This is a genomic window from Serratia sp. 2880STDY5682894, assembly GCF_001537385.1.
Lineage (GTDB): Bacteria > Pseudomonadota > Gammaproteobacteria > Enterobacterales > Enterobacteriaceae > Serratia > Serratia nevei.
In genome coordinates this window covers 127,196-149,863 of the sequence record NZ_FCJA01000010.1, presented here as the reverse complement: position 1 = coordinate 149,863, position 22,668 = coordinate 127,196, and the positions used below count along the sequence as shown (strand labels likewise).

The 22,668-nt window shown below is 61.8% G+C and carries 19 protein-coding genes and 1 tRNA gene; 10 read left to right on the top strand and 10 right to left on the bottom strand.

Annotated elements, in window-relative coordinates; all coding sequences use genetic code 11:
• Window positions 1–36 precede the first annotated feature (36 nt).
• Entirely contained in the window at window positions 37–2,874 is a 2,838-nt protein-coding gene (gene glnE, locus AWX27_RS20645; RefSeq protein WP_060424747.1) for a bifunctional [glutamate--ammonia ligase]-adenylyl-L-tyrosine phosphorylase/[glutamate--ammonia-ligase] adenylyltransferase, read from the bottom strand.
• 45 nt (window positions 2,875–2,919) lie between these two features.
• Window positions 2,920–4,227 carry a CYTH domain-containing protein gene (locus AWX27_RS20640; protein WP_060424745.1) on the bottom strand — a complete coding sequence of 436 codons (1,308 nt, stop codon included), beginning with the start codon at window positions 4,225–4,227 and terminating at the stop codon, window positions 2,920–2,922.
• 278 nt (window positions 4,228–4,505) lie between these two features.
• Between AWX27_RS20640 and AWX27_RS20635 the strand changes: the two genes are divergently transcribed.
• On the top strand, window positions 4,506–5,126 hold the full coding sequence (locus AWX27_RS20635) for a TIGR04211 family SH3 domain-containing protein (RefSeq protein WP_019453078.1): 621 nt from the start codon (window positions 4,506–4,508) through the stop codon (window positions 5,124–5,126).
• 122 nt (window positions 5,127–5,248) lie between these two features.
• Entirely contained in the window at window positions 5,249–6,493 is a 1,245-nt protein-coding gene (locus tag AWX27_RS20630) for a multifunctional CCA addition/repair protein (RefSeq protein ID WP_060424743.1), read from the top strand.
• A gap of 39 nt (window positions 6,494–6,532) precedes the next feature.
• On the opposite strand, the gene bacA is transcribed toward AWX27_RS20630, so the two are convergent.
• Window positions 6,533–7,357 (bottom strand): undecaprenyl-diphosphate phosphatase, encoded by an 825-nt coding sequence (gene bacA, locus AWX27_RS20625; protein WP_025160107.1) that lies wholly within the window; start codon window positions 7,355–7,357, stop codon window positions 6,533–6,535.
• Between the two features lie 132 nt (window positions 7,358–7,489).
• Window positions 7,490–7,849 (bottom strand): bifunctional dihydroneopterin aldolase/7,8-dihydroneopterin epimerase, encoded by a 360-nt coding sequence (gene folB / locus AWX27_RS20620; RefSeq protein ID WP_019453081.1) that lies wholly within the window; start codon window positions 7,847–7,849, stop codon window positions 7,490–7,492.
• Between the two features lie 107 nt (window positions 7,850–7,956).
• Between folB and plsY the strand changes: the two genes are divergently transcribed.
• Window positions 7,957–8,601, top strand: coding sequence for a glycerol-3-phosphate 1-O-acyltransferase PlsY (gene plsY, locus AWX27_RS20615; RefSeq protein WP_047729813.1), 645 nt, complete (start codon window positions 7,957–7,959; stop codon window positions 8,599–8,601).
• A gap of 30 nt (window positions 8,602–8,631) precedes the next feature.
• On the opposite strand, the gene tsaD is transcribed toward plsY, so the two are convergent.
• A complete protein-coding gene (gene tsaD / locus AWX27_RS20610) occupies window positions 8,632–9,645 on the bottom strand; it encodes a tRNA (adenosine(37)-N6)-threonylcarbamoyltransferase complex transferase subunit TsaD (RefSeq protein ID WP_033654813.1) in 1,014 nt (337 codons plus the stop codon).
• Between the two features lie 325 nt (window positions 9,646–9,970).
• Here tsaD and rpsU point away from each other — a divergent pair, with 325 nt between their 5' ends.
• The 3 genes from rpsU to rpoD all read left to right on the top strand — a co-directional run bounded on the left by rpsU (window position 9,971) and on the right by rpoD (window position 14,070).
• Complete coding sequence (gene rpsU / locus AWX27_RS24760) at window positions 9,971–10,186, top strand: 30S ribosomal protein S21 (protein WP_001144069.1); 216 nt, start codon at window positions 9,971–9,973, stop codon at window positions 10,184–10,186.
• Window positions 10,187–10,322: 136 nt separating this feature from the next.
• Window positions 10,323–12,071 carry a DNA primase gene (dnaG, locus tag AWX27_RS20605; RefSeq protein ID WP_025304325.1) on the top strand — a complete coding sequence of 583 codons (1,749 nt, stop codon included), beginning with the start codon at window positions 10,323–10,325 and terminating at the stop codon, window positions 12,069–12,071.
• A gap of 157 nt (window positions 12,072–12,228) precedes the next feature.
• Entirely contained in the window at window positions 12,229–14,070 is a 1,842-nt protein-coding gene (gene rpoD / locus AWX27_RS20600; protein WP_004937194.1) for an RNA polymerase sigma factor RpoD, read from the top strand.
• Window positions 14,071–14,144: 74 nt separating this feature from the next.
• Here rpoD and mug read toward each other — a convergent pair whose 3' ends face one another.
• Entirely contained in the window at window positions 14,145–14,633 is a 489-nt protein-coding gene (gene mug, locus AWX27_RS20595; RefSeq protein ID WP_060424741.1) for a G/U mismatch-specific DNA glycosylase, read from the bottom strand.
• Between the two features lie 146 nt (window positions 14,634–14,779).
• Between mug and AWX27_RS20590 the strand changes: the two genes are divergently transcribed.
• Window positions 14,780–14,855: transfer RNA gene (locus tag AWX27_RS20590), tRNA-Ile, on the top strand.
• Between the two features lie 122 nt (window positions 14,856–14,977).
• Complete coding sequence (aac(6'), locus tag AWX27_RS20585) at window positions 14,978–15,418, top strand: aminoglycoside 6'-N-acetyltransferase (protein ID WP_060422871.1); 441 nt, start codon at window positions 14,978–14,980, stop codon at window positions 15,416–15,418.
• On the opposite strand, the gene AWX27_RS20580 is transcribed toward aac(6'), so the two are convergent.
• Window positions 15,419–16,135 (bottom strand): HPP family protein, encoded by a 717-nt coding sequence (locus AWX27_RS20580; protein WP_060388247.1) that lies wholly within the window; start codon window positions 16,133–16,135, stop codon window positions 15,419–15,421. It lies immediately after the preceding gene.
• A 171-nt stretch (window positions 16,136–16,306) separates the two neighbouring features.
• Between AWX27_RS20580 and yfcF the strand changes: the two genes are divergently transcribed.
• The gene (yfcF, locus tag AWX27_RS20575) at window positions 16,307–16,942 is read left to right on the top strand and encodes a glutathione transferase (RefSeq protein ID WP_060424737.1); all 636 of its coding nucleotides are present in this window, start codon (window positions 16,307–16,309) and stop codon (window positions 16,940–16,942) included.
• Window positions 16,943–17,015: 73 nt separating this feature from the next.
• Here the strand turns inward: yfcF and AWX27_RS20570 are convergent, their stop codons facing one another.
• The 3 genes from AWX27_RS20570 to AWX27_RS20560 are packed head-to-tail and all read right to left on the bottom strand — an operon-like array spanning window position 17,016 to window position 21,048.
• A complete protein-coding gene (locus AWX27_RS20570; protein WP_060424734.1) occupies window positions 17,016–18,257 on the bottom strand; it encodes an aromatic amino acid transport family protein in 1,242 nt (413 codons plus the stop codon).
• A gap of 58 nt (window positions 18,258–18,315) precedes the next feature.
• Complete coding sequence (locus tag AWX27_RS20565; RefSeq protein WP_060424732.1) at window positions 18,316–19,770, bottom strand: NAD-dependent succinate-semialdehyde dehydrogenase; 1,455 nt, start codon at window positions 19,768–19,770, stop codon at window positions 18,316–18,318.
• A 12-nt stretch (window positions 19,771–19,782) separates the two neighbouring features.
• Window positions 19,783–21,048, bottom strand: a complete 1,266-nt coding sequence (locus AWX27_RS20560; RefSeq protein ID WP_060424729.1) for a 4-aminobutyrate--2-oxoglutarate transaminase — start codon at window positions 21,046–21,048, stop codon at window positions 19,783–19,785.
• A 121-nt stretch (window positions 21,049–21,169) separates the two neighbouring features.
• Between AWX27_RS20560 and AWX27_RS20555 the strand changes: the two genes are divergently transcribed.
• Window positions 21,170–22,660: a MocR-like pyridoxine biosynthesis transcription factor PdxR gene (locus AWX27_RS20555; RefSeq protein ID WP_060424727.1), complete on the top strand. Its 1,491-nt coding sequence runs from the start codon at window positions 21,170–21,172 to the stop codon at window positions 22,658–22,660.
• Window positions 22,661–22,668 lie beyond the last annotated feature (8 nt).

The following is a 22,668-nucleotide window of genomic DNA, read 5'->3' as shown; positions in this document are numbered from 1 at the left end:
ATTACCACAGACCGCCGGAATACCCGCAAAAAGGTATTAATCCAGCCATTTGGCCCAGCTGGCGCGCACCTGCTCGCGCTCGGCGGCGAACAGCCCGCTGCCGACCTTGCCGGAATGCTCCTGCAGCGCCAGATGGTGGATCTCGTCGCGCATGGTGACATAGGCCTGGGTCAGCGCGCGCGCCTCCTCTTCCGGCATGATGTCGTAATTGGCCATCAGCTCGAAGATGCGCACGTTGTCCGACCAACGCGTCAGCCGCGGTTCACCCGGCGCATAGCGTAAGACCAGATATTGGGCGATAAATTCGATGTCGGTAATGCCGCCCTCATCGGTTTTGATATCAAACAGATCGCGCTGCTTGTTGCCGAGATGGTTGCGCATCTTTTCGCGCATCTCGCGCACTTCGCGCTTCAGGATCTCCGCATCACGCGTTTTGCACAGGATCTCGCGCCGGATCGCATCGAACTGCTGATGCAGCGCCGGGTCGCCATGCACGATGCGCGCGCGCACCAGGGCCTGATGTTCCCAGGTCCAGGCTTCGTTTTGCTGGTAATCGGCGAACGCCTCGACGGTGCTGACCAGCATCCCCGCAGCGCCGGAAGGCCGCAGGCGCGCGTCCACCTCATACAGAATGCCGGAGGAGGTGCGGGTGCTGAACAGATGCATCACCCGCTGCGCCAGCCGCAGGTAGAACTGACGGCCGTCGATGCAGCGATCGCCGTCGGTCATCACCTCCGGCGGGCAATCCAGCAGGAATACCAGATCGAGATCGGAACTGTAACCCAGCTCCCAGCCGCCCAGCTTGCCGTAGCCGATCACCGCAAAGCCGCGCCCTTCGCGCTCCTGCAGATGGGTCGGTTGGCCGTAGCGCGCCACCATGTCACTCCAGGCCTGCTGCACCACCGCGTCGATGATCGCCTCCGCCAGATAAGTCAGGTGGTCGCTCACTTTCATCACCGGCAGCGCACCGGCGATATCCGCCGCGGCGATGCGCAGCTGCTGCGCCTGCTTGAACTGGCGCAGCGCCTCCAGCTTTTGCTCTTCGTCGTCTTCCGGCACCCGCAGCAGGTACTGGCGCAGCTCGCTGCGGTAGGCGTCCAGCGCCACCGGCTGATACAGCGTGGCCGGATCCAGCAGTTCGTCCAGCAACAGCGGGTAGCGCGACAGCTGGTTGGCAACCATCGGCGACGCGGCGCACAGGCGGATCAGATGGCTGAGCGCCGCGTGATACTCCACCAGCAGCTCGAGGTAGGTGGTGCGGGTGACGATGCTGAGCAGCAGCTGCGCCAGCCGCACCAGCGCGGTCGGCGCGTCCTGGCGCGGGCACACCTCAGCCAGCAGACGCGGCATCAGTTGATCGAGCACGTCGCGGCCGCGCGGGCCGATGGTGCGTTTGTCGACGTCGTGGCGGAAATCGGCGATGGTGCGCAGCATCTGTCGGCGCCCCTCTTCGTCCAGGTGCGGCGTCAGCGGCGCCAGCTCGTTTTCCTCCAGCGCGTCCTGCCACAGGCTGTGGTAGTGCTGATAGTCGGGATCTTCGCCGACATCCGGGCTATCGTCGCCGATCAGGTCATCGAACACCGCCCGCACCGCCTGCATGTGCAACTCCAGCGTCGCCATCAGCGCCGGCCAATCCACCAGCCCCATGCCGTAGGCCAGCCGCGCCTGATCGAGCGCATCCTGCGGCAGCGTCTGGGTTTGCTGATCGCCGATCGCCTGCAGCAGATTCTCCAGCCGCCTCAGGAACAGGTAGGCGGCGCTCAGCGCCCGCACCTGCTCGGCCTCCAGCAGCCCCAGTTCACCCACCGCCTGCAGCGTCGGCAGCAGCGAACGCCCCTGCAGCGCCGGCTCGCGGCCGCCGCGGATCAGCTGGAATACCTGGGTGATGAATTCGATTTCGCGAATGCCGCCGGCACCCAGCTTGATGTTGTCCTTCAGGCCGCGACGCCGCACTTCACGGGCGATCATGCCCTTCATGTTGCGCAGCGACTGGATGACGCTGAAATCGATATAGCGGCGGAACACGAACGGCCGCAGCGTTTTGCGCAGCTCCTGGCTGTAGGCGTCTTCCGCGCCGCCCATCAGGCGCGCCTTCACCATCGCATAGCGCTCCCAGTCGCGCCCCTGCTCCTGATAGTAATCTTCCAGCGCCGCAAAGCTCATCACCAATGGGCCGCTGTCGCCGAACGGCCGCAGCCGCATGTCGACGCGATAGACGAAGCCGTCAATGGTCTGCTGATCCAGCGCCTTGATCAGCCGCTGGCCAAGGCGGGTGAAGAACTGGGCATTGTCCAGCTCGCGCCGCCCGCCCTGAGTCTGGCCGTTTTCCGGGTAGGCGAAGATCAGATCGATATCCGACGAGAAATTCAGCTCGCCGCCGCCCAGCTTGCCCATGCCGAGGATCAGCAGCGGCTGCGGTTCACCGGCGGCGTTGCACGGTGTGCCCCACTCGCGGCAACAGGTTTGGTACAGCCAGTCGCGCGCGCTGACGATCAGCGTTTCCGCCAATCCGCTCAGCTGCAGCAACGTTTCTTCGGTCGAACACAGCCCCTGAGCCTGCGCCCAGGCGATGCGCACCAGCGTTTCACGGCGAAACAGACGCAGCGTGCGCATCAGCTGCGCCTCATCGCGCACCTCTTCCAGCTCGTCCTGCAGCCAGGCGGCATAGTGTTGCCACTCGCCGGGCGCCGGTGGTTGTTCGCGCAGCGTCGCCAGCCAGGCCGGCTGGGCAAGCAGCGCGTCGCTGACGAAGTCGCTCGACGCCAGCACCCACTGCTCCTGTTCGCTAAAGGCGCTGTCCGCGCCGTGAACTTCCTGAAAACGCTGCACAACCTGCTGTGCCTGAGCCTGTAACGCGGCTGAAAGTGGCGACATAGTGTATGACCCGTTCTGCGGCCCACGGCTGGCGGGCCGGCTTGATTAACGAAGCGCGCCGTTTAACCAGAATGGCGCATGCGATAAGGCCTGTTTGCGGCTGGCTTCATACCAGCCCTGACGGCGCTCGCTCAGCGCCGCCTGCAGTTCGCGCCAGGCCTCGATATAAGGGCCGGTCTGCTCGTCGGGGTAGGCACCCGACAGCAGGACCAGCGCCGAAATCTGACGCGTCAGGCGCGGCAATTGTTCCTGATATTCATCTTCGTTCAGCGTACGGCTGAAGGCTTCTTTCAGCTCCGCACCGCTGCGCCCCAGCATGATGTCGCTGAAGCGTTTGAAAGAACCGTCCAGCTTGGCCTGCGCTTTGGCATCGATAAACGGCCGCCAGGCGCCGCTCACCAGCCATGATGTGAGCGCCAACTTACATTGCAGGTAGGTGGCGCTGTAGCACAGGGCCTCTGGTTGCGCGGCTTTGTCCGCCAACAGCGGCTCGAGCTCGGTCAGACGGGCGCGCAGATCGGCGCTGGCCTTGCGCGGCACCAAACCGCCGAAGATCACCAGCGCCTGGCGAATCGTTCCGACCGCCTCAATCACCGAAGCGCGCGCCTGCGCGTCGCCGCGCAGCCACAGCTCTTCGTGGTACTGCCAGTGGCCCAGCGCCAGCTCGAAGGCGGCGATCATCCCCTGCTCCACGGTCGCCTTCGCCGCCGGCTTCAGCACCCGCAGCGGGCGCACCTCGCGCGGCGGATTGCCCTGCGCCAGGTGGTAACCACGCGCCGCCTTGCTCAGGCTGCCCTGACGCAGCCCGCCGTGCGCCGCCAGCTCACCGGCCAACGCCAGCAGATCGGCGGTATTGCCGTTCAGCAGCTCCAGCTCTACCTCGCTCAGGGCTTCGCTGAGGTCACCGGCGCGCACCTCGCCCTGGTCCAGGCCAATCTCGATCTCGCTTTGGCCGTAAGTAACCACCCACTTCTCTCGCACGAAATCGGTACGGAACAGCGGCTGCAACGCCTGCTGCAGCGCCGCGATATCGCAATCCTGCGGCCAGATGTCGGCAGGGAACTGCGCCAACGCCAGCTGCGGCTCGGCGATAGCGACATTGTATTCCGGGCGCTGGTGCAGGCCGCCCACCACTTTACCGGCGGTTTTGATGGTCATCTCATAGCGATCGTCGAAACCGCGAATGCGCAGCCCCATGTCGTGACGGCGCAGGACGTTGTCGGCCGTTTCGAAGTAAATGTTGGTCAGCTTTTGCGGCGCGGAATGCTGATGCGGCCAGGCGGCGAGCCATTGTGGCAGAGCGGCCACCGCTTGCGGCGCGGCGATGAATTTCAGTTCAATTTCAACGGTCATAATTCTTTAACACCAATAAGTTACGCATTCGCGTCAGTTTCAGCGCGGCGCGTTCGGCCCGCCGTATGCTGCCCAATGACGCACAGTTGCCATTATCTTACCGCGATTCCCGGCGCCTTAACCCTGCTAACTGTAGAAAAAACCTGTTACGTTATAAAACGCTGCGCAACTCACAGAATCAGCCACAGTAAGATAGTTCTCATTCCGGTTTTGGCGTTGCGTCGTCAGACTGAACGCTCTACTATCGTTCCATAAATTCACCCAGAAACGATGAACTAATGCAGAAATTACGCCTGATTTGCCTTGCCGCGCTGAGCTTCAGCATCACTTGGGCCGCACATGCCGAAGATAAACGCTATATCTCCGATGAGTTAAGCACTTACGTCCATAGCGGCCCAGGTAATCAGTACCGTATTGTCGGCACTCTGAACGCCGGTGAAGAAGTCACCCTGCTGAGCGTCAACGACAGCACCAACTACGGCCAGATCCGCGATCCGAAAGGCCGCACCACCTGGATCCCGCTCGACCAGCTCAGCCAGACGCCAAGCCTGCGCACTCGCGTGCCCGAGCTGGAACAGCAGGTGAAAACCCTGACCGACAAGCTGGCCAACATCGACAACACCTGGAACCAGCGCACCTCGGAAATGCAGGAGAAAGTCGCGGGCAGCGACAGCACCATCAGCAGCCTGCAGAAGGAAAACCAGGATCTGAAAAACCAGCTGGTGGTCGCGCAGAAGAAGGTCAACGCCGTTAACCTGCAGCTCGACGACAAGCAGCGCACCATTATCCTGCAGTGGTTCATGTACGGCGGCGGCGTCGCCGGCGTCGGTTTGCTGCTGGGCCTGCTGTTGCCGCACCTGATCCCGCGCCGCAAGAACAACAACCGCTGGATGAACTGATCTCAGTATCGTTCAGTTTGAGTATGGGCGCCTGCGGGCGCCCTTTTCATTGGTGCCGACATCCCGCGGCCAATTCATGTAATCTGATAGACAGAGCCTTACACGATATTCAGGAGTCAACAGTGCAGATTTATCTGGTCGGCGGCGCCGTTCGCGACAGCCTGCTCAACATCCCGGTGGTCGATCATGATTGGGTGGTGGTGGGCGCTACGCCGGCGGAGCTGCTGGCATTGGGTTATCAGCAGGTCGGCAAAGATTTCCCGGTGTTCCTCAACCCCGATTCTCATGAGGAGTACGCGCTGGCGCGCACCGAGCGCAAATCCGGCCAGGGGTATACCGGTTTTACCTGCTATGCCGCGCCGGACGTGACGCTGGAAGAAGATCTGCTGCGGCGCGATCTGACCATCAACGCCATCGCCCGCTCCGCCGAAGGGGAACTGATTGATCCTTACGGCGGCGTGGCCGATCTGCAGGCGCGCGTGCTGCGCCACGTTTCCGACGCGTTCGGCGAAGATCCGCTGCGCGTGCTGCGCGTGGCCCGCTTCGCCGCTCGCTTCGCCCATCTGGGTTTTCACATCGCCGACGAAACGCTCGCGCTGATGCGCCAAATGGCGCACGGCGGTGAACTGGCTGCGCTGACCGCCGAACGTGTCTGGAAGGAAACCGAAAAGGCGCTGCAAAGCCAGAGCCCGCAGGTCTATTTTCAGGTGTTGCGCGACTGCGATGCGCTGGCAGTGCTGTTCCCGGAAATCGACGCGCTGTTCGGCGTACCGGCCCCCGCCAAGTGGCACCCGGAGATCGACACCGGCGTGCACACGCTGATGGCGCTGGCGATTGCCGCCCGCCTCACGCCGGAGGTGGACGTGCGCTTCGCCACCCTGTGCCATGATCTCGGCAAAGGATTGACGCCGAAAGAATTCTGGCCGCATCACCACGGCCACGGCCCGGCGGGCGTGCGGCTGGTCGAAGCCCTGTGCCAGCGGCTGCGGGTGCCCAACCCGGTGCGCGATCTGAGCAAGCTGGTGGCCGAGTACCATGACCTGATCCACACCGTGAACAAGCTGCGGCCGGAAACCCTGCTGAAGCTGTTCGACGCCATCGACGTCTGGCGCAAGCCCCAGAGGCTGGAGCAGATGATCCTGACCAGCGAAGCGGACGCGCGCGGCCGCACCGGCTTTGAGGAGAACCCTTATCCACAGGGTGACTATCTGCGCCAGGCGTATCAGGTGGCGAACGCGGTATCTATCAAAGAAGTGGTGGCCAGCGGGCTACAGGGCACCGCGATCCGCGACGAGCTCAAACGCCGCCGCCAGCAGGCGCTGGCCGATTGGAAGCTCAGCCAAACGATTATCAACGATCAGGCATAAAAAAACCCCGCAGAGCGGGGTTTTTTCTTGGCGTCGGGCTTACAGGAATACCATGTAAACCACGGCTGCCACGATAAAGCGGTAGATGGCGAACGGCACGAACGAGATGCGTTTGATCAGCGACAGGAAGGTCTTGATCGCAATCAGCGCCACCACGAAGGCCGTAATGAAACCGACGGCAAACATCGGCAGATCGCCCCAGGTCAGGAAGTGCAGGCTCTTGTACAGATCCAGGCCGCTGGCGCCAATCATCATCGGCACCGCCAGGATGAAGGAGAACTCGGACGCCGCATAGCGGTTCACGCCCACCAGCATACCGCCGGCGATAGTGGAACCCGAACGGGAGAAGCCCGGCCACAGCGCCAGGCACTGGAAGCAGCCGATCATGAACGCCTGGCGGTAGGTGATGTCATCCAGCCCTTCCGCGCTCGGTTTCTTCGGCTTCAGCCATTCCGCCGCCAACAGCAGCAGGCCGCCGACCACCAACGCGTACATCACGTTTTTCGGCGCGAACAGCGACTTGATGAAATCATGGAAGGCCAGGCCCAGCACCACCGCCGGGATCATCGCCAACAGGATGTGCCCCAGCTTCAGCTGGCCACTGGTTTTGCCCTCGTGCTCCACCGGCTTGCCGCCGAAATGGATGCCGATCAGGCCGAACAGCCGGCGCCAGAACATCACGACTACGGCCAGGATCGACCCCAGCTGGATAATGACTTCAAAGGTTTTGGCTTTGTCGCCGGTAAAGCCCAGCCACTCGCCGACGATGATCATATGCCCGGTGGAAGAAACCGGCAGAAATTCGGTTAATCCCTCGACAACCCCAAGAACAAACGCAATAAACAGTGAATGCATGTCTGCCATGTGCTTCGCTCACCCCATAAAATAACGGCTATCACATAAAAAAGCGGCAATGCTTAAAGACAATGCCGCTAAAACAATTCTCAGGATTAAGACCAGGTTAACGGTCTTTCGTTGCAAGCAGATGACATAAAATCATGCGGGACGAGTGCCGCGCTCGATGATCACGCCGACCCGACTGGCATGTGCTACAGCGCCCGGTTTGCTGACCTTAATACGGACCCAGGGGGAATTGAAGCGCTGAAGCAAAATTTCAGATATTTCCTCTGCCACTCGCTCCACCAGCGCAAAACGGTTCGACTCTACGTGCTGGATCACGGCGTCGCTGACGTCGGCATAGCTCAGACAGTCAGTTACGTCGTCGCTGGCGGCGGCCGGCCGGTTATCCCAGCCCATTTCGATATCGAACACCAGCTTCTGACGAATGCCCTGTTCCCACTCATAAACGCCAATGGTGGTAATTACGGTAAGCTCTTCAATAAATACGATATCCATCACGTCATTCTCTGTTTTTGGCCTTGCCGGATACCACTTCCAGCGGAATGTGCGTATTATCCATAGATGTTGCGAGTAAAACGACCATTATTAAACGGAACCGCGTTATGAGTGCTACCGCGCTTGGCATGATTATCTTCGCGTATCTGTGCGGCTCGATTTCCAGCGCGATCCTGGTTTGCCGGATCGCCAGGCTGCCGGATCCGCGTGAACATGGCTCAGGAAATCCCGGGGCGACCAACGTCCTGCGCATCGGCGGCCGGCTGGCGGCAGCGGCGGTGCTGGTATTCGATATTCTGAAAGGGATGTTGCCGGTCTGGCTGGCCTACAAACTCGATGTGCCGCCGCTGTACCTCGGCCTGACGGCGATCGCTGCCTGCCTGGGGCACATCTATCCGGTGTTCTTCCACTTCCGCGGCGGTAAAGGCGTAGCGACGGCGTTTGGCGCCATCGCGCCTATCGGCTGGGATCTGACCGGCCTGATGACCGGCACCTGGCTGCTGACGGTGCTGCTCAGCGGCTACTCTTCGCTCGGCGCCATCGTCAGCGCGCTGATCGCCCCGTTCTACGTCTGGTGGTTCAAACCGCAGTTCACCTTCCCGGTGGCGATGCTCTCCTGCCTGATCCTGATGCGGCATCACGACAATATTCAGCGCCTGTGGCGCGGCCAGGAAGGCAAGATCTGGGGCAAGTTCCGCAAGAAGAAAAACCAGGCGGATGCGGATAACGGCGACCAGCCGAAAGACGAATAACAGAAGGGCCGGATTATCCGGCCCTTTGCTTTATACCGCAGGCAGTTCCGCCAGCGGCCAGCGCGGCCGCACCGAAACGCTCAGCTCCGGGTTGGCACCGCTCTTCAGGCGCACCATGCCGGCATAGGCGATCATCGCGCCGTTGTCGGTGCAAAATTCCGGGCGGGCATAGAATACTTCCCCACCGCGCTTGTGCATCATCTCCGCCAGCTTGGCGCGCAACGTGCGGTTGGCGCTCACGCCGCCAGCCATCACCAGGCGTTTGAAACCGGTCTGCTCCAGCGCGCGTTTGCACTTGATTGCCAGCGTGTCCACCACCGCATCCTCGAAGGCGCGGGCGATGTCGGCACGCGTCTGATCGTCGTTGCCGTTGGAGCGAATGGTGTTGGCGGCGAAGGTTTTCAGCCCGGAGAAGCTGAAGTCCAGGCCCGGACGATCGGTCATCGGCCGCGGGAAAGTGAAACGCCCCGCCGTGCCCTGCTGCGCCATCTTCGACAGCATCGGCCCGCCGGGGTAATCCAGGCCGAGCAGCTTGGCGGTTTTGTCGAACGCTTCGCCGGCCGCATCGTCGATCGATTCGCCCAGCAGTTCATACTCACCGATGCCGGTGACGCTGATCAGCTGAGTATGGCCGCCGGAGACCAGCAGCGCGACGAACGGGAACGCCGGCGGGTTATCTTCCAGCATCGGCGCCAGCAGGTGGCCTTCCATATGGTGCACCGGCACCGCCGGCACGTTCCAGGCGAACGCCAGCGCGCGCCCCACGGTAGCGCCGACCAGCAGCGCCCCCACCAGGCCCGGCCCGGCGGTGTAGGCCACGCCGTCGATGTCGGCCGGAGTCAGGTTGGCCTCTTTCAGCGCCGCCTGAATCAGCGGCACGGTTTTGCGCACGTGATCGCGCGAGGCCAGTTCCGGCACCACGCCGCCGTAGTCGGCGTGCAGCTTCACCTGGCTGTATAATTGGTTGGCCAACAAACCGGTTTGATCGTCATACACTGCAATTCCGGTTTCATCGCAGGACGTTTCTATACCCAGTACTCGCATTACATTTCCCATCATTCACGTGCGGCCGCCAGTCTACCACATTCCGCCGCATTTACCGCCGGTGCCGCGCATCTTGTCACCGGCTCGCACCTATGTCGATGATTCATCCAGAAAATGCCCAGGCGATTAAACACGAGCATTTTTTTCTGATTAGTCTATAATCAGCGCCCGGTGCAAAATTGCGCACGTTGCGGCAGAGCGACGCGGGTTTCAATTTGCGGTGATGCTTTACAAAGCAGCATCCATTGGAGTAAAATTCCGCACCATTTTGAAAAGGCTGGCGCTTGGCCAGCAACAAACCGAATTTTATTGAGGTGAGAGGCACATGCCGGTAATTAAAGTACGTGAAAACGAGCCATTTGACGTTGCTCTGCGTCGTTTCAAACGCTCTTGCGAAAAAGCAGGTGTTTTAGCTGAAGTTCGTCGTCGTGAGTTTTATGAAAAACCAACTACCGAACGTAAACGCGCTAAAGCTTCTGCTGTGAAACGTCACGCGAAGAAACTGGCTCGCGAAAACGCACGCCGCACTCGTCTGTATTAATTCTTCGGGGGCAACCCCATCGCGTGAATTTCTGATTTTCAAAATCGCGCAGACCGAGTAGTTGCATACGAAGGCCGTGCTTTCCGAAAGGAATGCGCGGCTTGTTCTCGTTTATAGGCTAATGAAGTAAGGGCTTATGGCTGGACGAATTCCGCGCGTATTTATCAATGACTTGCTGGCTCGCACCGACATCGTCGACTTGATCGACGCTCGCGTGAAGCTCAAGAAGCAAGGCAAGAACTACCACGCGTGCTGTCCGTTCCACCACGAAAAGACGCCTTCCTTTACCGTTAATGGCGAAAAGCAGTTTTATCACTGTTTTGGGTGTGGTGCGCACGGCAACGCCGTCGATTTTTTGATGAATTACGACCGACTCGAGTTTGTCGAAACCATCGAAGAGCTGGCGACCATGCACGGGCTGGAAGTGCCTTACGAAGCGGGCACCGGGCCAACCCAGATCGAACGCCATCAGCGCCAGAGCCTGTACCAACTGATGGAGCAGCTCAGCGCGTTCTATCAACAGTCACTGCAGCAGTCCTCCGGGGCACCGGCACGCAGCTATTTGCAGCAGCGCGGATTAAGTGACGACGTTATTCGCCATTTCGCCATCGGCTTCGCGCCGGCGGGATGGGACAACGCCCTGAAGCGTTTCGGCCGCGACGCCGACTCGCGCCGCGCATTGAACGATGCCGGCATGCTGGTGACTAACGATCAGGGGCGTTCGTACGACCGTTTCCGTGAACGGGTGATGTTCCCCATCCGCGACAAGCGCGGGCGCGTGATCGCCTTCGGCGGCCGCGTATTGGGTGACGGTATGCCGAAGTACCTGAACTCGCCGGAAACCGAAGTTTTCCATAAGGGCCGCCAGCTGTACGGCCTGTATGAAGCACAGCAGAACCACCCTACCCTCCAGCGGCTGCTGGTGGTGGAAGGGTATATGGACGTGGTGGCGTTGGCGCAATTCGGCATCGATTATGCCGTCGCCTCGCTCGGAACCTCGACGACGGCTGAACACATTCAGCTGCTGTTCCGCGCCACCGACAACGTCGTCTGCTGTTACGACGGCGACCGCGCCGGCCGCGAGGCGGCATGGCGGGCGCTGGAAACCGCGCTGCCGTACCTGAACGACGGGCGCCAGCTGCGGTTCATGTTTTTGCCCGACGGCGAAGATCCGGACACCCTGGTGCGCAAGGAAGGCAAAGAAGCCTTCGAACAGCGAATGGAGCAGGCGCAGCCGCTGTCCACGTTCCTGTTCGAAAGCCTGCTGCCGCAGGTGGATCTGAGCAGCCCGGACGGGCGCGCCAAGCTGAGCACGCTGGCGCTGCCGCTGATTACTCAGGTGCCGGGCGAAACGTTGCGCTTGTACCTGCGTCAGGAGCTCGGCAACAAGCTGGGGCTGCTGGACGACAGCCAGCTCGACAAGCTGATGCCCAAGCAGGCGGAAAATGCGAATCCTTATCAGGCGCCCCAGCTAAAACGCACAACCATGCGTATACTGATAGGGTTACTGGTGCAAAATCCGCAGTTGGCTACACTTATCCCTTCGCTTGAAGGGCTGGAGCAGACCAAACAGGCGGGATTGCCGCTGTTCGTCGAACTGGTGCAGACCTGTTTGGCGCAGCCGGGCCTGACGACCGGGCAATTGCTGGAGCTGTATCGCGACAACAAATTCAGCCAGCAGCTTGAAACCTTGGCGACATGGAACCATATGATCGTTGAGGACATGGTCGAACAGACCTTTTTGGATACGTTGGCCAGCCTGTACGACTCGGTGCTCGAGCAACGGCTGGAAACGCTGATCGCCCAGGCCAGAACGCGCGGCCTGAGCCCGGAGGAACGTGAAGAAGTCCGTTCTCTCAACCAGGTTTTAGCGAAGAAAAACTGAATACCAAACGGCTTAAGTGCCGATAATTGCGAGGGCAGAGCCCTGCACAGTGCCGCCATAGTGGGCCGCGGCGATAACGAAAACGCCCCAAATGCTATTGTTGGCGGTTTCGCCGACCGACACCAACCTAAATACTCTGAAGTGTGGATACCGTCTTATGGAGCAAAACCCGCAGTCACAGCTGAAGCTACTTGTCACCCGTGGTAAGGAGCAAGGCTATCTGACCTATGCTGAGGTCAATGACCATCTGCCGGAAGATATCGTCGACTCCGATCAGATCGAAGACATCATCCAGATGATTAACGACATGGGCATCCAGGTGATGGAAGAAGCACCGGACGCCGATGACCTGCTGCTCGCCGAAAACTCGAACAGCACGGACGAAGATGCGGAAGAAGCCGCCGCACAGGTTCTGTCCAGCGTGGAATCCGAAATCGGCCGCACCACCGACCCGGTGCGCATGTACATGCGCGAAATGGGTACCGTCGAACTGCTGACGCGCGAAGGCGAAATTGACATCGCCAAGCGCATCGAAGACGGCATCAACCAGGTGCAGTGCTCGGTTGCCGAATACCCGGAAGCCATTACCTACCTGCTTGAGCAGTACGATCGCGTCGAAGCGGGCGAAGCGCGCCTGTCCGATCTGATCACCGGCTTCGTCGATCCTAACGCGGAAGAGGACATCGCCCCAACCGCCACCCACATCGGTTCTGAACTGTCGAGCGAAGAGCAAGACGACGACGAAGAAGATGAAGACGACGAAGACGACGATACCGAAGACGACAACAGCATCGATCCTGAGCTGGCGCGTCAGAAGTTCGCCGAGCTGCGCGATCAGTATGAAGCGACGCGTCTGGTGATCAAGAAGAACGGCCGCAGCCACGCCAGCGCCGCGGACGAGATCCTGAAGCTGTCTGAAGTGTTCAAGCAGTTCCGCCTGGTGCCGAAGCAGTTCGACTTCCTGGTCAACAGCATGCGCACCATGATGGACCGGGTTCGCACCCAGGAACGCATCATCATGAAGCTGTGCGTTGAACAGTGCAAAATGCCGAAGAAAAACTTCGTCACCCTGTTCGCCGGCAACGAAACCAGCGATTCCTGGTTCGAAGCCGCGCTGGCGATGGCCAAGCCATGGTCGGAAAAGCTGAAAGACGTGGCTGAAGACGTGCAGCGCAGCCTGCAGAAACTGCGTCAGATCGAAGAAGAAACCGGCCTGACCATCGAGCAGGTCAAAGACATCAACCGTCGCATGTCGATCGGTGAAGCGAAAGCCCGCCGCGCGAAAAAAGAGATGGTTGAGGCCAACCTGCGTCTGGTTATTTCTATCGCCAAGAAATACACCAACCGCGGCCTGCAGTTCCTGGATCTGATCCAGGAAGGCAACATCGGCCTGATGAAAGCGGTAGACAAGTTCGAATACCGCCGCGGCTACAAGTTCTCGACGTACGCCACCTGGTGGATCCGTCAGGCTATCACCCGCTCCATCGCCGACCAGGCGCGCACCATCCGTATTCCGGTGCATATGATTGAGACCATCAACAAGCTCAACCGTATTTCGCGCCAGATGCTGCAAGAGATGGGCCGCGAGCCGACGCCGGAAGAGCTGGCAGAGCGTATGCTGATGCCGGAAGACAAGATCCGCAAGGTGCTGAAGATCGCCAAAGAGCCAATCTCGATGGAAACGCCGATCGGCGACGACGAAGATTCGCATCTGGGTGATTTCATCGAGGATACCACCCTCGAGCTGCCGCTGGACTCCGCGACCTCGGAAAGCCTGCGCTCCGCCACCCACGACGTGCTGGCCGGCCTGACCGCGCGCGAAGCGAAAGTGCTGCGCATGCGTTTCGGCATCGATATGAACACCGACCACACGCTGGAAGAGGTAGGCAAGCAGTTTGACGTTACCCGTGAGCGTATTCGTCAGATCGAAGCCAAGGCGCTGCGCAAGCTGCGTCACCCAAGCCGCTCCGAAGTGCTGCGCAGCTTCCTGGACGACTAAGTCCGGCTGCCGCACCCAAAACAAAAACCCCGGCCTGCCGGGGTTTTTTTATGCCCTGAATACGCCCCGCCGCATCATTGCAACGCCAGGAACAGCTCGCGATAGCTGGCGGTAAGCTGCTCCAGCGTGGCGCGATTCAATCCGCTGGGGTTGGGCAATACCCACACCTCGGTTTCCCCCAGCATCAGCGCCTGCTTGCCCCAGGGCGCGTTTTTCACCCCGAAGGCGGTGGTAAACGCCTGCTTGCCCAAAATCGCCAGCGCGCGCGGCTGATAGCGCAGGATTTTCTCTTGCAGCACCTCGCCGCCGCTGCGCAGCTCGTCGCGCGACAGCTCGCTGGCCGCCACCGTCGGGCGCGCCACCAGCGCGGTAATGCCGCAGCCGTTATCCTTCAGCAGCTGCCACTGCTCCGGCGCCAGCTGGCGCTCGGTAAAGCCAGCCTGATGGATCACCTTCCAGAAGCGATTGCTGCCGTTGGCGAAAGGGTAGCCCTGATGGGCGGAAGAAAGGCCGGGGTTGATGCCGCAAAACACCACCCGCAGGTCAGGCGCCAGAAGTTCCATGAGTGTCGTGAGTCCATTGCAGGGATTTACTGCGGTTATCGCAAAATCCGCCAGCAATTACAACAGGCTAGAACTGTGCAGAAAAGCAACATACGGGCGGGTAACAGTAGACCGCCGCTTAAGGATTCCCTATAATCTCGCGGCTTGGCCCCTTAGCTCAGTGGTTAGAGCAGGCGACTCATAATCGCTTGGTCGTTGGTTCAAACCCAACAGGGGCCACCAAATTTTAGCTGTTTTCACAGCCTTACAAGCCATTCTGTCCGGGATGGCTTTTTTGTTTCCCGCCGCCGTGCCACACTTCTCTTTAGGCATTCCTGATTTATTCCGACTCATAAGGGCCCCGCATGATCGTCAACTGCGACCACGACAACCTCGACGCCTGGCTGGCGCTGCGCACCGCGCTGTGGCCCTCCAGCTCGCCTGAAGATCACCGCGCGGAAATGCGCGAGATATTGGCTTCGCCGCACCACACCGCGTTTATGGCGCGGGGGCTGGACGGCGCTTTCGTTGGCTTTGCCGAGGTCGCGCTGCGCTACGATTACGTCAACGGCTGCGAATCGTCACCGGTGGCGTTTTTGGAAGGGATTTATACCGTCGAGCGCGCGCGCCGCCAGGGCTGGGCCGCGCGCTTAATCGCACAGGTGCAGGAGTGGGCGAAGCAACAGGGGTGCAGCGAGCTGGCGTCGGATACCGACATCGCCAATCTGGACTCCCAGCGCCTGCATGCGGCGCTGGGCTTTGCCGAAACGGAGCGGGTGGTGTTTTACCGCAAAACGCTGGGCTGATCAGGCGGTCTTGCTTTGCCGCTGATGCGCCAGCTGCTCGGCGCGCAGCAGGATCTCCTGCAGATCGTCCTCGTCAATATCGAACAGATCCCCCTCCATCAGCGCCTCGTGCAGATCGGCGCGGGTGATGGCAACGGCATCGATCGGCAGATTGGCCGGTTTGGCCTCCGCCGGCGCCAGCGCGTGCGGGTAGCGTCGCCCGGCCAGGTTATTGAACAGAATGGCCAGCGCCGCCAGCAGCACCGAGTTCAGCAGCACCGGGTACAGCACGAAGTGGTAGCCCATCTGGTGAATGCCGGGGCCGCCGAGGATGGCGGTCAGCGCCACCGCGCCACCCGGAGGATGCAGGCAGCGCAGCTTGAACATCAGGCCGATGGCCACCGCCGCCGCAACGCCGCAGGCCAGGCCCGGATCGGGGATCAGCAGACCGGCGCTGACACCCACCGTCGCCGCCAGCGCATTGCCGCCGACGATCGACCAGGGCTGCGCCAGCGGGCTGTTGGGCACGCCGAACAGCAGCACCGCCGAGGCGCCCATCGGCGCGATAAACCACAGGTTCACCTCGCCCAAAATAAAGTGGCTGATCCAGCCGGCGAGCATCAGCCCCAAACCGGCGCCGACGCTGGAAATCAGCATCTCTCGTTTGCCCACCGCCAGCGGGTGCGGCCACAGGCGCGCGCATCCCACTTTTACTCGTTCTATCCACTGCGTCTTCATGTTACCCAATACGGCTCAATTCACGTGTTGGCAACAAATATATCACATCATCCTGAAGGAGCTCACGGCGCCGTACGCCGCGCCACCCAAGAACTTTTAGGCTAACAGATTGATTTTTAGCCTCCCCTCGTCAATGATGAATGTTCCCCCCTTAACCCCGAGGAACCGCCGATGTCTCAACCGATCATCGAGCTTTATACCGACAGTGAATTTTTCAGCCCGTACGCCATGTCCGCCTTTGTCGTGCTGACGGAAAAAGGCATTCCGTTCACCGTGAAGCCGGTGGATCTGGCGAAAGAAGAGCACAAAGAGGCGGCCTACGCGGCGCTGTCGCTCACCCGCCGGGTGCCGACGCTGGCGATCGGCGAGTTTCAGCTCTCGGAGTCTTCGGCGATCGCCGAATACCTGGAAGACATCCACCCGGCCCACGCCGTGTACCCGCGCGACGTGAAGCTGCGCGCCAAGGCGCGCGAGATCCAGGCCTGGCTGCGCAGCGATCTGCTGCCGATCCGCGCCGAGCGCTCGACCGAAGTGGTGTTCAACAACGGCAAGTTCCCGCCGCTGTCCGAAGCCGCGCAGGAGGCCGCGCGCAAACTGATCGCCGCCGTGGAAAAGCTGCTGAGCCACGGGCAGGACAATCTGTTCAGGGAGTGGTGCATCGCCGACACCGATCTGGCGCTGATGCTCAACCGGCTGGTGATGCACGGCGATCCGGTGCCGGAGCGCGTGCGCCACTATGCGCACAAGCAGTGGCAGCGCCCGTCGGTGCAGGCCTGGCTGGCGTTGTCGGAAAAGCGGCGCGCCTGAGAAAAAAATCGGCGGCCACGACGCCGCCGTTCTCAATGCCGAGAAACAACATCACTGCTTGAGGGAAGGCAAATCACCATCCAGAGGGCAGATAGCCTAACAATGAAGCGATGGCGTACACCGCGCTGGCCAGGTACAGCAGCACAATGCTGACCTGCAGCAGCGGGTGCGTGATCCAGTTGCACTGCCAGCGCGGGGTCTGGTCGCCGTGTTTGCGCGCGCCGCGCAGGATCAGCATCGGCATGATCGACAGGATCACCCCGCTGAACACCCCGGCGAAGTAGAGCGCGTTGACGAACGACACCAGCCCGCTGTAGGCCAGCACGAACGGCGGCACTACCACCAACAGCAGCACGCCGAAGCGGCGCAGCGGCAGCTCGTCGTTGCCCAGCCGAAACTTGTCGAAAATATTGGTCAGGAAGCTGCCGCCCAATCCCCAGTACGAGGTCAGCATCGCACACAGCGCGAAGATGTTGGCGGAGAAGAACGCCCACTGCCCCAGCGCCTGGCCCCAGGAGATGGTGGCCACGTCGGAGATGTCATCCAGCCCGCTGAGCGCGATCACCGACATCGGCACCGCCGCCAGCAAAATGAAGGTCACCACCATACCGACGATGATCGCCTTCGGCAGTTGTTCCGGCTTGTCGGCAAAGCCGCGCGCCATTTCCGGCACGATGTACTGCGCCGAGAAGCAGAACACCACCACGTTGAACACCGGCACCATATAGCGCCAGTCGCCGTCCAGCAGGTTGCGCATCTGGGTGGCGTCTTTCAGCAGCGTTGCCGCCACCAGCGCGGTCAACATCACCACCATGCCGATGCTGATGAACTTCTCGCCGCGGCCGATCGCTTTCAAACCGAGGTACAGCACACCGGCGGCGGGCACGAAGAACAGCAGGCTGCCCAGCGCCGGCGAGATGCCGAACAGCGATTGCAGCAGCTTGCCGCTGCCGGTCATGTAGGCGGTAAGCGCCCCGACGCTGTTGACGCACACCGAAGCGAACATCAGCCAGGCGCCCAGGCCGCCTACGTAGCGCTTCGCCAGCCCGCTCAGCTGCAGATGTGCGCGGGTGCGCAGCGTGGATTCGGCGACGTACAGCATAGTGATGGTGGTCAGGCTCCCCACCAGCACCAGCCAGAACAGCAGCGGCAGGAAACCGGCCTTGCTGGAGGCGTAGGCGATGGAGAGCACCCCGGCGCCGATGTTGGTGCCGACGATCATCGCCACCCCTTCGAGGAAACTTAACGATTTGGCGGGTGCAGGTGCTCGCACCCCGGCGGCAAGCGCCGGAGAAACAGAGATATTATCAGACATGCATCATCCTTTATCGCCCGGCGACGCTGGCCGCCGGGATGGGTTAACGTCCTGACGCTCAACAGCTCACATCGATACACAGGTATTTCAGCTCCAGATATTCTTCTATCCCGTAGCGCGATCCTTCACGCCCGAGCCCTGACTGTTTCACGCCGCCGAACGGCGCCACTTCGTTGGAAATCAGCCCGGTGTTGATGCCGACCATGCCGTACTCCAGTGCCTCCGGCACGCGCCACTGGCGCGCGGCGTTCTGCGTGAACAGGTAGGCGGCCAGGCCGAATTCGGTGTCGTTGGCCATGGCGATGGCTTCCGCCTCGTCATGGAAGCGGAACAGCGGCGCCACCGGCCCGAAGGTCTCTTCTTTGGCGAAGCGCATCTTCTGCGTTACGCCGGTCACCACCGTCGGCTGGAAGAAAGTGCCGCCGAGCGCGTGCGGCTGGCCGCCGGTGGCGATCTGCGCCCCTTTGATCAACGCGTCGTCGATATGGCTCTGTACCTTCGCTACCGCATCGCTGTCGATCAGCGGCCCCTGGGTGGTGCCTTCCTGGCTGCCGTCGCCGACTTTCAGCTGCTCGACCGCCGCCACCAGTTTCTCCGCCAGCCGCTCGTAGATGCCGTCCTGCACGTAGATGCGGTTGGCGCAGACGCAGGTCTGGCCGCTGTTGCGGAACTTGGAGGCCATGATGCCCGCCACTGCCGCGTCCAGATTGGCGTCGTCGAACACGATGACCGGCGCGTTACCGCCCAGCTCCAGCGACAGTTTTTTGATGCTCGGCGCGCACTGCGCCATCAGGATGCGGCCGACCTCGGTCGAACCGGTAAAGCTCAGCTTGCGCACCACCGGGCTGTCGCACAGCACCTTGCCCACCTGTGCCGCTTCCCCGGTCACCACCTGCAACACGCCGGCGGGAATGCCGGCGTCCTGCGCCAGCTTGGCCAACGCCAGCGCGGTCAACGGCGTTTGCTCGGCCGGTTTGACGATGATGGCGCAACCGGCCGCCAGCGCCGGCGCCACCTTGCGGGTGATCATCGCCGCCGGGAAGTTCCACGGGGTGATGGCCGCGCACACGCCGATCGGCTGCTTCACCACCACCAGGCGCTGCGAAGCCTGCGGCGCCTGCAATACCGCACCGTCCACCCGCTTGGCCTCTTCGGCGAACCAGGTGATGAACGACGCGGCGTACGCCACTTCGCCGCGCGCTTCCGCCAGCGATTTGCCCTGCTCGGCGGTCATCAGCTGCGCCAGATCTTCCTGTGCGGCAAGTACCTTGTCGGCCCAGGCCAGCAGCAGCGCGGAACGCTGCTTGGCGGTCAGCTGCTTCCACTCGTTTTGCGCCCGCTGCGCCGCCGCGATCGCCTGCTGGGTTTCCTCTTCGCTGACCAGCGGAATGCTGGCCAGTTCGGCGCCGGTGGCCGGGTTGATCACCGCTTCGCGCTTACCGCTCAGGGCATCGCACCATTCGCCGTTGATCAGACACTGGCTGCGCAGCAGCTTGGGATTGTTCAATTTCATGCCGTTCGCTCCTTAGTGGGCCAGCGCGCGAGACAGGATGCCCATCGCCTTGGTGAACTGATCGTCCGGGATGGTCAGCGGGTACAGGAAGCGAATCACGTTGCCGTTCACGCCGCAGCTCAGCAGCAGCAGCCCTTCTTCCATCGCCTTCTGCTGCACCTGACGGGTGATATCGGCAGATGGTTTGCCGGTGGCCGGATCGTTGAACTCCACCGCCACCATCGAGCCTTGCGCGCGCACATCGGCGATCGCCGTGCTGGTTTTGCGCGCCTGCTGCAACACTTCCACCAGGTGCTGCCCCAAACGCTGGGCGCGCTGGCACAGCTGCTCTTCGTCGATCACGTCCAGCACCGCATGCGCCGCGGCCACCGCCAGCGGGTTACCGGCATAGGTACCGCCCAGCCCACCCGGCGCCGGCGCGTCCATCACCTCGGCGCGGCCCGCCACCGCCGACAGCGGCATGCCGCCCGCCAGGCTTTTCGCCATGGTGATCAGATCCGGCTTAACGCTGTAGTGCTCCATGGCGAACAGCTTGCCGGTACGGGCGAAGCCGGTCTGCACTTCGTCGGCGATCAGCAGGATGCCATGCTGGTCGCACAGCGCGCGCAGCGCCTGCATGAACTCGGCCGGCGCCACGTTGAAGCCGCCTTCGCCCTGCACCGGCTCCAGCACGATCGCCGCCACCTGCTTGGGATCGATATCCGCTTTAAACAGGCGATCCAGGCTGTTCATCGCGTCTTCGGTAGTCACGCCGTACAGCGCATTCGGGTACTGGCCGTGGAACACCGAGCCGGGGAATGGGCCAAAGCCCAGTTTGTAAGGCGCCACTTTGCCGGTCAGCGCCATGGTCATATAGGTGCGGCCGTGGAAACCGCCGCCGAAGGTGATCAATCCCGGACGGCCGGTGTAAGCACGGGCGATCTTCACCGCGTTTTCCACCGCTTCCGCGCCGGTGGTGAAGAAGGCGGTTTTACACGGGCCGGCGATCGGCGCGCGCTGGTTGATGCGCTCCGCCAACGAGACATAGCTTTCGTAAGGAACGATCTGATAGGCGGTGTGGGTGAAGGCCTGCAGCTGCTTTTCAATCGCGGCGATCACCTTCGGGTGGCGGTGGCCGGTGTTCAGCACGGCGATCCCCGAGGCGAAATCGATCACTTCTTTGCCTTCCACATCCCACAGCGTGGCGTTCTCTGCGCGCTCGGCGTAAAAACCACACATCACGCCCACTCCGCGCGGGGTGGCGTCCTGACGGCGTTGGTTCAATTCTGCGTTTTTCATGCTGTTCTCTCCGGTCGGTGCCAGTTACACGTTTCGTTCACATTCGTGAAACAATGCCGTTTATTTACACAGGATGTGGCCCTATAATCGAGTGCCAGTTACGAATAATTGAGGGATCCAATTGCGCTCATTGAGTGGTGATCTGTTGCTGCAGCGCCTCGGCGAGCAGCCCGATGACAAGCTGCACAAGCGGCTTTACAACGCGATCCGCACCAGCATTCTCGACGGCAGCCTGCCGCCCTCCAGCCGCCTGCCCGCCTCGCGCGATCTGGCGCAGGAACTCAGCCTGTCCCGCAACACCGTGTTAACCGTTTATGAACAACTATTGGCGGAAGGTTACGTGTTGGCGCGCGCCGGAAGCGGCACCTTCGTCGCCGACACGGTGCCGGACAGCTGCCTCTCCACCGGCAGCGCCCCGGCGGACGGCAGCGGGCAACCGCGCCGCGTCGAACTGTCGGAGCGCGGCGCCACGCTGCTGCACCACGCCAGCGCCAGCCCCAAACAGTGGGGGGCATTCATTCCCGGCGTGCCCGACGTCAACGCCTTCCCCCATCAGCTGTTCAGCAAGATCCAGGCGCGCCTCAGCCGCCGCCCGGCGCCGCAGCGGCTGACCTACAGCAATCAGGGCGGTAGCCCGGAGCTGCAGCATGCGCTGGTGGAGTATTTACGGGTGGCGCGCTCGGTGCGCTGCTCGCCGGAACAGATCCTGATCACCGAGGGCATCCATCAGGCGATCGATCTGGTGACACGCATGCTGTGCAATCCGGGGGATGACGCCTGGATCGAAGAGCCGGGCTATTGGGGGATCCGCAATATCCTGCGTATCAATGCGCTGAACATCTGCCCGCTGGCGGTGGACGAAGCCGGGCTGGTGCCGCCGGAGCAGCCGACCAACCCACCGCGGCTGATCTTCGTGACCCCGTCGCACCAGTATCCGCTCGGCTCGGTGATGAGCCTGGCGCGCCGCCAACGGCTGCTGGCGCTGGCGCGCAACGCCGGCGGCTGGATCGTCGAGGACGACTACGACAGCGAATTCCGCTTTTCCGGCCAACCGATCCCGGCGCTGCAAGGGCTGGAGGCCGACGCGCCGGTGATTTACATCGGCACCTTCAGCAAAACGCTCTACCCGGCGCTGCGCCTCGGCTATGTGGTGTTGCCGCCGCCGCTGGTGCAGGCGCTGAAAACCGCCCACGCCGAGCTGTACCGCGGCGGGCACCTCCTGATCCAGAGCGCGCTGGCTGAGTTTATTCAGGCGGGGCACTACACCGCGCATATCCGCCGCATGCGGTTGCTGTACGCCCGGCGGCGCGCCTTCCTGACCGGATTGATCGAACAGCACCTCGGCAAACAGGCGCTCAGCGAATTCAACAGCAACGCCGGATTGCACCTGATCCTCAACCTGCCGGACGAGGCCGACGACGTGGCGATCGCCGCCACCGCCGGCGCGCAGGGGGTGCTGGTGCGGCCGCTGTCGCGCTACTACATGCTGCCCAACCGCCGGCGCGGCCTGCTGATGGGATTTGCCTGCGTGCCGGAAGAGCAGATGGCCGCGGCCTTCACCCAACTGCTGGCCTGCATTAACGCGCCCGAGATGAAAAAGGCGGCCCCCTAGGGCCGCCT